The 14,841-nt window shown below is 32.6% G+C and carries 4 protein-coding genes; all 4 read right to left on the bottom strand.

The genetic code is table 11. From position 1 onward, the window contains the following. Positions 1–184: 184 nt before the first annotated feature. The 4 genes from F6K54_RS13430 to F6K54_RS13415 all read right to left on the bottom strand — a co-directional run bounded on the left by F6K54_RS13430 (position 185) and on the right by F6K54_RS13415 (position 14,614). The gene (locus tag F6K54_RS13430) at positions 185–4,450 is read right to left on the bottom strand and encodes a PAS domain-containing protein (protein WP_293078251.1); all 4,266 of its coding nucleotides are present in this window, start codon (positions 4,448–4,450) and stop codon (positions 185–187) included. A gap of 113 nt (positions 4,451–4,563) precedes the next feature. Then, complete coding sequence (locus F6K54_RS13425; RefSeq protein ID WP_293078250.1) at positions 4,564–5,580, bottom strand: PleD family two-component system response regulator; 1,017 nt, start codon at positions 5,578–5,580, stop codon at positions 4,564–4,566. Next, the gene (locus F6K54_RS13420; RefSeq protein WP_293078249.1) at positions 5,577–11,006 is read right to left on the bottom strand and encodes a response regulator; all 5,430 of its coding nucleotides are present in this window, start codon (positions 11,004–11,006) and stop codon (positions 5,577–5,579) included. The genes F6K54_RS13425 and F6K54_RS13420 overlap by 4 nt, the downstream gene beginning before the upstream one ends. Before the next feature lie 1,727 nt (positions 11,007–12,733). After that, a complete protein-coding gene (locus tag F6K54_RS13415) occupies positions 12,734–14,614 on the bottom strand; it encodes a caspase family protein (RefSeq protein ID WP_293078248.1) in 1,881 nt (626 codons plus the stop codon). Between the last annotated feature and the right edge of the window lie 227 nt (positions 14,615–14,841).

Raw genomic sequence — 14,841 nt, 5'->3', positions numbered from 1 at the left:
AAAAATGAGACGTTTTTTCGTCTGAAACTTCCTCAGAGCAAGAAAGCTTTGTCTCAATCTAAAGTTAAATGACTATATTAAGTAAGAAAAAAACTTAAATTTCCTATCGTCACAACCAAAACCTTGTAGAGACGTTCCATGGAACGTCCCTACTGTAGTCTACCCTAATGAAAACTTCTGTAATTTAAAATCTGGATTTATACTTGAGAGGAGAAAATATTAAATTAACTGTTGTGCCCTGACGACCATCAAAATCAATTTCAGCTTTCAATTGTTTACAAAGAATTCGCACTAATTTTAACCCCAAAGAAGAAATATTTTGCAAATCAATATTTGGAGGAATACCAATGCCATTATCTTTAATTGTAATATAAACTTTTTCTTGTCGATTTTGATATAATTCAATACATATTTCTCCAGATTCATCATTAGGAAAAGCGTGTTTAAATGAATTAGTAACCAACTCATTAATTAACAAACCACAAGGAATTGCAGTTTCTAAATTAAGAGTTATTGCTTCTACATTAATGATAGGTTTAATGAGACTTTCTCTATCCGCGTAAGAACAAAACAAATTATCTATCAAAGCATGAATATACTCACTAAAATCAACTTGTCCTAAATTTTTTGACTGATAGAGTTGTTCATGGATCAAAGCCATACTTTGAATTCTATTTTGGCTATCAGCAAATAATTCCTGCACTTTTTGATCTTGAATATAATCTGATTGTAAATCTAATAAATTAGAAATAATGTGTAGGTTGTTTTTCACTCGATGATGAATTTCTTTGAGCAAAATTTCTTTTTCTTGAAGAGAATTTTGAATCTGTTCTTCTGCCTTTTTACGATCGCTAATATCAATACAACTACCAATATAACCAGCAAACTTACCATTGAGATTAAATCTAGGAACCCCTTGATTTAAAATCCAACGGTATTCGCCATCTTCTCTTCTCAAACGATATTCTATACTAAACGATTGATGGGTATAAAAATTTACCCGGTAATTTTCCAAATAATGTTGCACATCTTCAGGATGAATTCCCTCTAACCAACCTTTCCCAACTTCTTGTTCTAAGTTACGCCCGGTAAAATCTAGCCATCTTTTATTAAAATAGTTAAAAAGACTATTAGTTCCAGACATCCAAATGAACACGGGGGCACTATCAGCCATCATCCGAAAACGTTTTTCACTTTCGCGCAATGCTAATTCAGCTTCTTGATGTTCTAGAGCGCTAACAAAAATTTTCCCAATAATTTTTAACAAATTAATTGTAGATTTTGTCCAACTGGATAATTTACTTACCGTATCGAAACTGACTAAACCAATTAATTCATCTCCAGAAACCATAGGAATGCACAACAAAGATTGAATTGACTGCGCTGATAATATTCGTTTTTCTCTGCTTGCTTCCAGAGGTAAATTGGAAACTAATGGTATATGTACGACCTCAAATTGATTGAGTTTTTCCATTATCCATGGTAAATAATCTATAGGAAAATTCTGTTGAGCTTCAATTTTAGCTTCTGTTTTTGTAGCTTTCCATTGGTGAGTATTACTAACTTGAAGTCGATCGCTACTTACTAAAAACATATAACTACGATCTGCACCTATTAACCCACAAAGTTTTTTTAATGCTATCTGGATACTACTATTAATTTCATTAGGATTAAGATTAATAAAGCTAGTAGAGATATTAGCAACAAGTTTTTCCAACTCTAGTTGTTGCTTGAGGGTTACTTCTGCTGCCTTGCGATCGCTAATATCTTTATGAGTGCCAATCATTCTCAGTGGTTTGCCTGCTTCATCCCTGACTATAACTTTGCCATAAACTGCTATCCACTTCCATTCACCAGATTTAGTTTGTAACCGGTAGTCAAAGGCATAGATAAATGAACTATCTTCCAAGTGCAAATTTAAAGCATCAATCACCCACGCTTTATCCTCTGGGTGAATTAGCATTTCCCAAGAATTTATCTTCTTAGCAAGATCGCCTGAATTGTAACCTAACATTTCTAACCATCGATAACTATAGTAACATTCGCCCGTGGTAATATTCCAATCCCATAACCCATCACCTGACCTTTCTAATACTAATTGCAATCGTTCTTGAATTAGTTGTAACTTTGTGTCTTCCAGTTTATCTTCACTAATGTCTTGTGCTATTCGAGCTATTTTATAAACTTTCCCTGCCTGATTTTTGATAGGAAGAGCACGGGTCAAAATCCAACGTATTTCTCCATTGGGCAGCATAATACGATATTCTTGTTTTTCTTCTACTTCCGTGGAATTTGCTAAAGCTTCCACTACCCTCGGGCGGTCTTCTGGATAAATAACATCTACAAAACAGTGGGGTGATTTGTATAACTCATCGCGGGGATAACCCCATATTTTTTCATAACTAGGAGAAATATATAAAATTTGATTTTTTTGAGGATCTTGTACCCAGAAAACACTATTGATATTTTCTACTAATTTATTAAATATCTCTTGACTTTCTTGTAATGCTGCTTCTATTTGTTTACGTTCGGTAATATTTAAGACTGTCCCAAAAACTTTTATTACTTCACCTTTCTCATCAAAAATTGGTTTTCCTGTAATTGATATATATTTTAGTTCACCACCTGGACATAAAATTCGTTGCTCGAGTTGATAGCTTTGACCTTGATTAATTGCTAAATCAATTGCTTTTTGTATTGCTGACAAATCATCAGAATGAACTAATTTAAAATAATCTTCTATACTTACAAAAGTCGATTTCTGTTGTATACTTAAAATTTTGTACACTTCTTCAGAACAGATTAATCGATTTGTAGTCAAATCATTTTCCCAACATCCTATACCAGCAATTTTCTCTGCTTCTATTAATTGTGTTTGCCTATAGAGAAGACTTTCTAAAGTTTCTTTTTCATCCGTAATATCTCGTACCACTGCATAGATTAAATTTTCTGTTAAAAAAGGAACATTATTCCAAGCTAGCCAACGGTAAGAACCATCTTTAGTCCGATAACGGTTCTGGAATTTTATCCCTTTACCATCATCAGTAATATTTTGGACTTCTGCAAGAGTAATATCTCTATCTTCTGGATGTACAAACTCAATATAAGGTACTGTTAATAGTTCTTCTGTCGTATAACCTAAAATTCTTGACCAACTTGAATTAAGCTTTTTAAAGTAACCGTCAGTACCAAAAATTACTAATAAGTCAAGAGAAATATCAAAAAAGCGACCGCTCTCTCTAAAATTATCTTTTAGACGTTGATTGATTTGACTAAATGATCGTACTAAATCTTCAATTTCCTTAAACCAAGCGATTTTTAAAACCGAGGATAAATCTTCTTCATTGACTTCATTAACAAGATGATTTTGAGCTGTTTTTAAGAATTTATATATAGGTTTAGTTATCCAGTTAGATATTAACATACCTAAGTAGATAACTAAAGCCATTGCTAATAAACATAAAAAGAGAGTTATTTGAAAACTTGTCTGAATTTGTGGTGCAAATTCTGATTTAGGAATAGCCACTACAATTAACCAATCTTGATTTTGATTTGGTATTAATCTGACAAAATATTGCTCCCCTGTAACTTTTAATTCTAAATCTTTTGTATTTTTAACATCATCGTAATTTTCTTTTAATTTATTATCTATTTCTTGAATTAATATTTTCCTAGAATTATCTAATGATTGACTTGAGTTACTAGCAACAACTATCCCAGATTTTTCTATAAGATAAATTAAATTTGATTGACTTATATTTGCTGTCTGAAGTAATTTATCAATTTCTGAAATAGGTAACTCAACTGCTAATACCCCAATGAGACTATTATTCTGGTCGTAAACTGGATAACTAGCTAAAATTGCTCCTGATTCTGGTGAATATTCTGAATTATCAATTTTATTCCAGATAGATTTACCTGTTTTAATAACATCTCTATACCAACTTTCTATTTGATAATTATATTCGTTACTTTTAGATATTTCTGTGAGATTTTCTGAATTTAACTTAGTCATTAAATTAGTGACTAAACTATTATCCTGTTTTCTCGTTACTCCCACAAACTGTCCCTTGGTACTGCCAAAATTAATCTGGCCAACATTAAAATGTTTTATTTGCTGAACAAACAAATCCTTGATTTTGATTAAATCATTAGAATTAAACCATCCTAATTTAATTAAATCCTGGTTGATTTTATGAATCAAACTAGGTACTTCTAAATAATTATCTAAATCATCGGTCACATAGTGACCTGTTTGACTATTAAGCTGAGTGGCTAATTGTTTAACTGCTATTTTTTCCTTTTGTAATGATGTCCAGGCGAGAAATAAAACTGTAATTAATGTGGGAATAATCAAAGATAAAAATATCATTCCCCGCAGCGATCTCTTTATTTTTGGCCGAAAAATATTATCGATCAAAACTATATAATTACTCAGTTGTTTTATCATTTATTAAATTCACTCACTAGACCTCTTGCAAAAGTGTTAATTAAACTAATTCAAGACTATGAAATCAACAATTTTATCTCCCTATTCCCTATTCTCTGACTTCTACAAGAAGTCTACTGAGAATAATAATTATTATTGAAAAAGCTTCTGTCGCGCCCTTGAGATTTAGCCTCATAAAGTGCTGAATCTGCCTCTTTAATTAAATCACTAGGCTGAGAATCAAAGTCAGATTCCCATGATAATGATTTTTTAGTAGCAACCCCACAACTAATTGTGACACAATTACTAATTTTTGAACCTTGATGAGCAATAGCAGCATCTTTAATACTTTTACGAATTTTTTCTGCCACATAAACAGCTCCTTCTACATCTGTTTCAGGTAAAACAACTACAAATTCTTCACCTCCATAGCGAGCTACTAAATCAGTAGAACGATTAACATTTTTGATGATAGTATCAGCAACTTTCTTTAAACAAATATCTCCTGCTTGATGGCCATAAGTATCATTATAAGCTTTAAAAAAATCCACATCACACATAATTATGGATAATGGCAAACTATGCTTATGAGAACGTTCCCACTCACCTTCCATAAACTTCTCAAAATTGCGACGATTAGCAACCATTGTTAAACTATCCAAAGAAGCTAAACGTTCCAATTCTTCATTAGCTTTTTCCAGTTTTTCACTCAACATCCGTTCTTTTTCTATTTGTCGTAGTAGTTCCTTCATTGCCCATTGAGTTTGCAATAAGCGTCGAACTCGCTGACGTAAAACTGCCCAGTGAATTGGCTTAGTAATATAATCTGTTGCCCCTACTTGGAATGCTAAATCAACAGATGCTTGGTCGTCAAGAACTGTAATCATTAATACTGGTGGACTATTTTCTCCCAATAACTGATGTAGTTTAGCACAGCAAGTAAAACCATCCATTCCGGGCATCATTGCATCAAGCAATACCATATCTGCTAATTGTTTTTGACAAATTTCTAAGCATTGTTCCCCATTATTTGCCTCAATAACTTGATACCCATCTTTCTGCAAAATACGACGCAGTATTAGTCGAATAGTATTTTCATCATCTACTATCAATATTCGGGGTGCTACAGTCCAAAAACCTGGTTTAATCATTTTATAGATTTATTTCTATTTTTTGATTGTAATGCTACTTTCACTCTATGGTGTTCTTGATTCATTATTTCTGTTAATAGCTCTGCATTTTCTGTTGTGCCCATACTACCTATTGCTTCCAATTGTCCACATAGTTGAGCCAAATTATTAGCTCCTATGGTTAAGCTAAGAGATTTTAGAGCATGAGCCGCATTTCTTAATTCAGTCCCATTTTGAGATGATATTGCGGCTATAATTGCATCTCGCTTTTGAGGAGCTTCTTCTAAGTAGCTATCAATTATTTCCTGTAAAATACTTTCGTCTCCCCCTGCAGCTTGCTCTCTTAGATATTCAAATACTGACTCATCAATAGCTGGAGTTATAAAGTTTGACATATTTTTATTTTGAGAATTGACTAAAGATAAATGATCATTTCGATCTTCATCTTCTAATACTAGATTATTTTGTACAGTAATACTTGATTCTACTGAAACTTGATTTTCCAGATTTACAATTTGCTCTGGAATTAACTCTTGATTAAGTTGGTTAGATTTTGAATCAACCTCTTTTACTACTTTAACTATCCTATCTTTCTTATCTTCTACTGTAAAACTTTTTGTTGGCAAATCATCAATCTGTTTTGACTTTCTATGACTAATATAATTATTTAATGCTTTAACCAATGCTTCCACTCGAACTGGTTTACTTATATAGTCATTCATTCCTGCTTCTAAACACTCTTCGCGATCGCCCCGCATCACATGAGCAGTCATAGCTACGATCCAAGGTCGTTTGACTTCAGGGAAAATTTGACAAATTCGTTTTGTTGCCTCTAAGCCATCCATTTGTGGCATTTGTACATCCATGAAAACTAAATCATAGTTTTGACGGCGCAATGCTTCTAGAGCTTCTAATCCATTATTAGCTATATCAGCACGATAACCTAGTCTCTTTAAGGAAAGTAAAGCTACTTTCTGATTTACCGTTACATCCTCTACTATCAGGATGTGTAATGACAACCCAACTCCTACTTCATCAATTAAAATTGATTTTGCTCTTGAAGTTTCAGGTTTAACTGATACTCGTTGTACTCCTAGTACAGAAACTAACATTTCATATAAGTTAGATTGTTTAATTGGTTTACTCACAAAAGCTGCAAACGAAGCTCTTCCTGCAATTTCTTCTGATGTCAGCTTGCCTATTGAACTTAGCATTATTAAAGGCAATATTCTATATTCTGGCATGGATTGAATTTTCTCCGCTAGGGTTAAACCATCCATTTCTGGCATTTGTAAATCTAGTACTGCAATATCAAAATTTTCCCCAGAGCAGAGTAAATTTAAAGCTTTTTCTCCTGACTCAACTGCTGTGACATTCATTCCCCAAGATTCTATTTGTAGAGTAATAATTTGGCGATTAGTTGCATTATCATCAACTACAAGTACTCGCTTGTCTGTAAGTTCAGGCTGTGATTTTTGAAGCTTAGATTCAGTATTCGTGTTAGTTGCCATTGCCATCATAGTAAAACGAAATGTAGAACCTCTATCTATTTCAGTTTCCACCCACATCTGGCCACCCATAGCCTCACTTAACCTTTTACTAATAGCTAATCCTAAACCTGTACCTCCATAATTTCTGGTCATTGAAGCATCTACTTGACTAAAAGGTTTAAATAATCTTTCTAATCTATCTTTCGGAATTCCAATTCCTGTGTCTTTTACCGCAAATTCTATTTCGTATAGGTTGTCAACAGGTTTGGGATTTCTTTTAACTACTGAATTTGTACTTGTTTGCTTATTATCAATATCTTCTGGTTGACTATTAGCTGACAACCATTTTTTTCCTTTTACTGAGACAATAACTTCTCCACTATCAGTAAACTTAACAGCATTAGAAAGTAAGTTGGCAAGTATTTGACGTAACCTTGTCACATCACCTACTATTGCTTCTGGGGTCTCTTGATAGATAATGTAAGCTAATTCTAAACCTTTAGCACCAGCTTGGGAGGCAACTAAGTCTAAGGCTGCTTCTACACAACTTCGGAGATTAAAAGGTTGGTCTTCTAATTCTAGTTTCCCAGATTCAATTTTAGAAAAATCAAGAATGTCATTAATAATTGTTAGTAATGAATCACTACTATGACGAATAGTATCTACAAAATCTTGTTGTTGAGAGTCTAATTGTGTATCCAGTAATAACCCAGTCATGCCAATTATTGCATTCATCGGAGTCCTAATTTCGTGACTCATCATAGCTAGAAATTCACTTTTCGCTCGATTAGCAGATTCAGCTTCTTGTTTCGCTGCTTCTAACTCCAAATTTTCAGTCTGTAGTTGTACTTGTCGCCGTTTTTCTTGCTCTACATAATCAGCTTGTGCTAAAGCAATTCCTACTTGTACAGCAACTGACTCTAGTAGATATATCTCTTCATCTACCCAATGACGAGTGCGATCGCATTGATGTAAAACAATTACTCCGTTCGGTTCTCCTTTATATGAGGTGCGAATTGCTAATACTGACTTTACTCCCAATAAGCAACAAATTTCAGTATCTTTGAATAATAATGGCTCTAAGTCAGTGTTGTCGCTACTAATAGCTTCGTCCTGAGTTAATAATTTTTGCAGATTATTGTTTTCCTCTAATGCTAGTGATAGACCTTGTATTGACTTATAACCTGATTCGAGATATTCCTCTACTAGAGGAATTTGTGGTGATGGTTTAACAATATAGCAATAAATTAAGCAGCGATTTACTTTAAATGTTTGACCTATTAGTTTGACTGCTGTTTGAAAGATGCGATCGCTATTTAAACTAGAACGAATTTCTGTGGTTAACCGTTTATGGAGTAAAATGTGTTTTATATTGTTTTTTAAGGCAGTTTTTGAGGAATAACATTCTATTTGATTTCCTACCCATTTTGCCATTAGTTTTAATATCTGGCGATCACTCTCTTTAAATGGTTCCTGTTTTAAGTATGGACTTGTAAAACTTATGGTACCATACAGGTTACCTTCTACCATTACCCGACAACCAATGTAAGTTTCTAGTTGAAAAAATGTTTGAGTATAAGCAGGATGATTTTGCAATTGTGAACTTCCTACAGCTTCAATACTTATTGGTTCATTTTGTTTTATTGTCTCGCTACAATAAGTTTGTTTTATATCAGTTGTATATCCTGCTTTTATCGAAAAAGGAAATCCCTGGAGAACTTGAGATGCAACTACTTCATAAGTTTCTCCACTAATCTTTGCTAAGATACCTATTTCTGTTCCATATTGTTTTCGCCCCATTTCCAAAATTATTTGTAAAAAAGTATCAAAATTTTGGTCTGTTTCTGAAGCTACTCTATAGAAACCGTGAAGAATTTTTTCTGCTTCTTTGAGTTTAGTTTCTGTTTGTTTTTGTTCTGTAATATCAATAGCAGTACCAAGAAATCCAATAATTTTTCCTTCACTATCAAGTTGTGTTCTGATGACTAAACTTACTAATAAATGAGAGCCATCTTTTCTGATATAATTCCATTCTTGAGATGTAAAAATTCCTTGTCGTGCTGATTCTACTAACGTATCGAAATCTTTTATGGAGCGATTTAATTTCTGGCTTAATTCTCTGCTGCGTTCTATTAATTGAAATTTGTCGTGAAATATTGTCAGATTTTCTTTACCAACTACTTCTTTTCTATGATAACCCAAAAGTTTCTCTGCACCAGAATTAAATGTAGTAATCTGACCATCAATATCTGTAGCAATAAGCGCAATTTCTGTTGCAGCATCCACTACCTGTTGTAAGCGATCGTTTTGAGCTACAAGTTCTTTCTGTGATAATTTATAATTTGTGATTACTTCAGTGAAAAGAATTATCCCACCAATTTCATCTTTACTTTTATACCAAGGGTGTATTTCCCATCGTATCCAGTCTAAAAAACCATCTGGTTTAGGAAACCGATCTTCCTCGCATTTTTGAATTTCTCCTGCAAGACAAGTTGTATAAATTTGCTTCCAGCGGTCATTAATATTGGGAAAAACTTCATAGTGACTATGCCCAATAATATCTTTTTCTGTTAAATTGTAATCAGTTAACCAACGCTTAGATGTCCATAAGTAGCACATATCTTGGTCCAAAATAGCTACTGCTATAGGTATATATTCTAGTAAAACGTCTTGAAAAGAATCATATTTTCGCGTGTTTTGTTTTTGGTTTTCCGTAATATCGCGAATGGTAATCAAGCCACCAATCAATTTATTTTTTTCATTATTAACAGGGTAATAATAGAATTCTAATAATCTTTCCTTTTCTGTGTTTATGGAAGTAGATTGTATCCTTTCATTAAAAGCATTTTTACTATTGACTATTTGAGATTGAAAAAAATTATTCTCTGCAATTTTTTTGTGATTTACAGTAAACACTAATAGATCGAATATTGATTTGCCAGTAGCATCATTTTTATTAATTCCTGATATTTTTTCTATTCGATTATTCCAATCTATACAATTATAATTTAGATCGAATTTTACTATCCCATTGCTACTACTTTCTACTATTTTTTTTGTGTAAAATAAATCTTTTTTAAGTAAAAAATATTCCTGAGTGAATTTTGAAATATCGCGAATATATATTATTACTTGCTCAAATTCTGAGATTTGAAAAAAAATTTTGGCTCTCACATCATATAAATTCCAGGAACCATCAAGATGATAAAGTCTTGCTTTTATATTTACTGTTGATTCTGGATTCTGAATAACCTCCGTTAATTTATCTATAACAAATAAAAAATCATCTTGATGAACAAATTTCAGAAAATTTCTGCCAATTAATTCTTGCCTTTGATAACCGAATACTTTTTCGGAGGCCAAATTATTATATAAAATATTGCCACCAATATCTATAACCGTAACTGCATCAGAATTACTTTCTATCATTAGGCGGAAGTAATCTTGAAGATCGAGTAGTCTCATTGGAGAAGATATATTTGAAACCAATGCTCCTAAGTGGCTAAAAGAAAATATTAAATCTACTATCTTTTGATCGTACTGCCGAATTTCTCTAATATAAAAAATAATAACTGCAAAAACAATATTGTTCGCTAAAATTGGAAATCCTAAAGCTGTTTGGAGACCTACTTCAGTTGCTTTTTTCCCTCGTAAATAAATTGTTTCTGGTAAACTACTAATATCTTTTTCCCACTCTGGTTGTTGAGAAATCCAAATTCGACCAGCCATATCAACACTAGGTGGAAATGTTATTTCTTCACTGTAACTATGAAATTTTGTTAATAATTCTTGAATCTCAGGTCGTCCATACCAGATTGGACTACACTCTATCCTAGTACCATTACTGTCTGGTATCCATACCTCTACATAATCTCCATCAATACTTAAACAGGCTTTATGGATTAATTCTTCGAGAAGTTTATCAAATTTTTGAGATTTTAGCTGGGCGTAAGTCATAGTAGACGAGTTTCTGATTAACAGAAATTCTTAGGTTTACAAGCTACATAACCTGATATTAATTTTCTATTGTTAAGGATTAATTGAGGATTGAAGATTCAATAAACTCCAAAAGTTCACCAATGGAACTATATCTGTTGACGGTATACTCCATTTAACTCTTGTAGACAATAAAATCTTCATTCCTTATCCATTAACTAAAAAGGTAAAGTATTGAAGAAGCTTTTGCTTATAGCATTCTCTCAATTGGTGAGGGAAAAATGTGAGGTTTAAGCAATCAGGAATCTAGGAATATATAATGTGGTTAACCTACATTATATATTTTACTCCTATTGTAGCTATTTTTTGAAATTCGGTATTGGTAATTAGATTAGCTAGTAACTATAATTTCAGACAACTTTGCTTTATACTTACCTGATAATTACTGTATCTTAAAATTGTCGGAATATTCTGATTGACTTAACTACGCTAAATTAATTAAAAATACTAAAATTTAAAAGCAGATAATGCCTCAGTATTTAAACGATTTTAATTATCTTAAAAGTAAGTATTTCCTGCGGAATGCTGCGCAAACAGCTATTAGCACTCAGAAATCAGCTTTTTTGTGAAGGAATTAAACACATTTATTATCGATATTGAAGGTTTTTGTATATGCTTTAAACCCTACTTAGGGCTTGCTGAAAAAGTCTTATGGGTGAAGGTAGGAGACAGGAGACAACCCACCCCTCGCCCCTCCCCCTCCCAGGAGGGGAACATGAGAAATGGGAATTTGGAGGAGGTAGGAGTAAGAATTTTCCCAAGATGGTTTTGCCCAACTCTTGAGCAAAATCCTGAATTTTTGAACCATTACCACCTAAAACCTCGCACTTTTTCCAGATCTAAAATTGCTCAAACCAATATCAGTCAATAAGCGCGAAATTTAATCAGCAAACCCTACTTAAGTAATAATTTTAGTATTTCAATCTAACTTCCTGAATATAAACAAGCTAATGGCTTAAGTCTGCATTTTTGACATTATGAGGCTGGCTTACGGCTGTTTTATCTCTATTATACAGGAAATGCTTACTCTTAAATATCAATAAAATTTAGTAGATATTGTAAATATTAATTGGTACGCCCGAATTCCTATATATATAGTATATATATAGTATATATATACTCATTAGACATCTCCAAAAATCAAAAATAAAATAAATTATCACACAGAAATTATCAATTCTTTCTTCCTACTCTCTACTCCCTACTCCCTACTCCCTACTCCCTCTTTTCTGGAGATGTCTATTTCATTTGAGTTGCTTCAAAAACCTGGCAGCTTTTAGGCAAAAGAATCATACTAGATTGATTAAAGATAAGAAGGTTTGCCGGAATTTTTACTGTTAGTAAATAACCAACTCTTGTTTGACATCTCAAATCAAAACGCTATATATTAAACTTATAATTATAATTTAAACTCATAAAATAACTACGAAATTACTTGATTAGTGAATATATAATTAATCAATTTAGTTATTGACTTAATTCAATAATACAAGTTTTTATACTTCATATTTTCCTATTATGATGTTCAGTACAATAGGATATTTTTTGATTTTGAAATTCTTAATTGAATTGCTCATAGCCAATAATTACTTAAACACATTATAGTTAAAGCAATGGGTAAACTTATGCTTCTATCATCTTTATAAATATAGCTATTGATTGATTGATTATTTATTATTACGATTGGTTCAATTTTTCTTCTTTGTTTTTTGTTGTTTTTTCCAATTTTCTAGTGCTTGTTGAGCAGATTCATAAGCTGGTGTGCCATAAGGAACTAACTCACCAGCCAAAATAGCCTCACTTAAGTTGTTATTTTTGGCTCGTACTTTAGCTATGCTAAAAATAGTATTACTCCACTGAGTAATCAGTTTTTGAGCTTCTTCATACTTAGGCTCACCAGGTAGAACTTTACGGGCATCATTAATTGCTTCAATATAAGATGAAGCTAGTCCGGGCTTAATCTTTTCTTTTGCAGCTTTGAGTAATGCTTCATTAAACCCTTCATTAGCTTTTTTTTGTTGAGTTACTTGGGGTTGCCATTCAGCGATCGCTAACTGTGCTTCTTGATAAATTGGTCGGACATTGACAGGTACTAATTTAGCTGTATTAATGGCACTATCATAATCTCCTTTTAATGCTCGTCCACTAGCTATATCAAGAATAGTTAAACTCCAACGCTCTATTTGATTTTGTGCTTGAGGATAAAGCGGATCGCTTTGAGAAATTTGGGCAGCTTTAATAATTGCTTTACTAAAACTAGAGGCCATAACTGAATCAAGTTCAGTTAGAGCTTCAGATAATATTAATTGATTTGGTGGAGCTTGACTTTCTTCTTGTTTTCCGCTATCTTCCTTCGCGGTCTCAGTTTTTCCCTCGGATTGACCTTCTGAAGAAGAGGCCACAGGTAATGTTGATAAAGTTACTTCTGATGAGGCATCTTCCTCCACTTTCATATTAGGTACAGCCTCTATATCTACTACCTGTGTACCTGTAAATATAGACTTATTTGTCAAAAATACGCCTAATAAAAGTACTAGAAAAGTTAGACTACTTCCTACAATCAACTTTTGTAAAAAATATTGATCGGAATTAATGTTTTGAGAAATATTTTCAGACATTTCTGCTTTTTTATATATACTGTTTTTGCTATTTATTTGAGATTCAATATTATGATTATGACTCTTATTACCATTCACCATATTTATTTTAGTAATGTTTTTTAAGGGAGTTTTTACTGACTTTAAAACTTGTTTTTTTGTTGTAGAAGCAATTAATGAATCAACAATTACACTTTCTTTTCCTTCCGTAGAGTCAGAATCATCGTAATTTTTTTCAGGTAAAATAATCTGATTCATTTTTTCAGCAGAATTTACCACTATTAGATGGTTTTGCTGTTGTAGATATTGAGCAGATAATTCCGGTAAGCGATTACTTAAAAAATTATCTAACTCTTTGAGTGTTTTACATTTCCCATAACGTAACCCTTCTATAATAGCTGCTGTAAAAAATCCTAGACGTAGTACAGAAGTTTCATAGGAAACCTGCTGTGGACCACATGACATTAATAGAGGTATTCCTAACTCTCTCGCTACTTCTACTGCTTGAACACCAACTTGGTTGTCCATTCCCATTAAACGATTGTGGTTAATATCTAAAATAACCAAAACTTGTCCCGTAGGATATATTTTCAAAGTTTCTAGTAGCTTTGTTATTGATATTCCTGTAGTTTCAGGGTCTTGAGGATTACCATCAATTGGCATTATATAGTCTTGATTTTGATGAACAACACCATAACCACTAAAGAAATACCAGAGAAAATTTTCCTTTTGCAATTGATTTTGGCAAAAATCTTCTATCAGGTCTAGTATATTTTCTTTGCTAGGATAGGTTGGTTGTTCCCAAATTGGCAATAAATTACTGTCCGTTAATAATAGGCATTGTTCTGCTGAAAAATTTGTTTCATTTAACAAAAAGCTATGCAGTGCTTCTGCATCCTGTTTAGCGTAACTTAGAGGTTGAATAAACTCATATTGATTTATACCAATGGCAATACAAGCATAATTTTTCATTTTACAACCCTTATACTCAATGAAATTACCTCTACTACCTAGGATAACATTTATAGGCCATTACTATTCTCAGATTTAGTGAGATACCGCTCAACTAAACTTACTCAAACTTACTCAAAAATCTGAAAGCTTAGTTGCTCGTAGTGGATCGAGCACTACAGGGTTAAACGGCAAACCCTTTATTCCTTGGTCAAAGACATCAGGAATTACTTTTTTTATTATATTCA

Source organism: Okeania sp. SIO3B5, assembly GCF_010692555.1.
Lineage (GTDB): Bacteria > Cyanobacteriota > Cyanobacteriia > Cyanobacteriales > Microcoleaceae > Okeania.
Note: the sequence above shows the minus strand (reverse complement) of the source record. Positions and strands in the feature narration are given on the sequence as shown.